Origin of the sequence: Streptomyces aurantiacus JA 4570, from assembly GCF_000414115.1 — a bacterium.
Lineage (GTDB): Bacteria > Actinomycetota > Actinomycetes > Streptomycetales > Streptomycetaceae > Streptomyces > Streptomyces aurantiacus_A.
On sequence record NZ_AOPZ01000528.1, the window covers coordinates 1 to 570 of the forward strand.

The 570-nt window shown below is 80.2% G+C and carries 1 pseudogene; it reads left to right on the forward strand.

Annotation, left to right across the window (positions count from 1 at the left end):
* Positions 1 to 570: pseudogene (locus STRAU_RS37190) on the forward strand (hypothetical protein); the annotation flags it as partial.

A 570-nucleotide genomic window follows, 5' to 3' on the forward strand; every position in this document is an offset into this window, starting at 1 on the left:
GCCCGTCGCGCCGCCGCGGCCGACGCCGCCGAGCGGGCCCGGCGCACCAAGGTGCTCGCCCGCCGTCGGCGTACGACCGTCATGCTGTTCCTCGCCTTCACGCTCGGCACGATCGTCGCCGCGGTCGGCGGCCTCGCGCTCCTGTGGGCGCCCGCCGGGCCGGCCGCGCTCAGACGTGGGCGCCCGCCGGGCCGGCCGCGCTGCTGAGCGCGTACATCGTCTATCTGCGCCGCCAGGAACGCCGCCGCTTCACGTACACGATGGACCGGCGCCGGGCCGAGGCCGCGGCGCGGCGGCTGCGCGAGCGGCAGCCGCGCGGGCGCGAGGCGGGCGCCGAGCCCGTCGCCGAGGAGCCCGCCCCGGAGGACGACACCGGCCTTTCCGCGCTGGCCGCGGACCGTCGCGCCCTCGTCGAGCAGACCGACCACGCCGAATGGGTCGACCAGCAGCGCGAGCGCCAGCACGGCCCGGGGCGCGGCGACAGCTGGGACCCGGTCCCGGTGCCGCTGCCGACGTACGTGACCGCGCCGGTCGCCCCCCGCGCCCCCGGCAGCGTCGACCTGGGCGCGC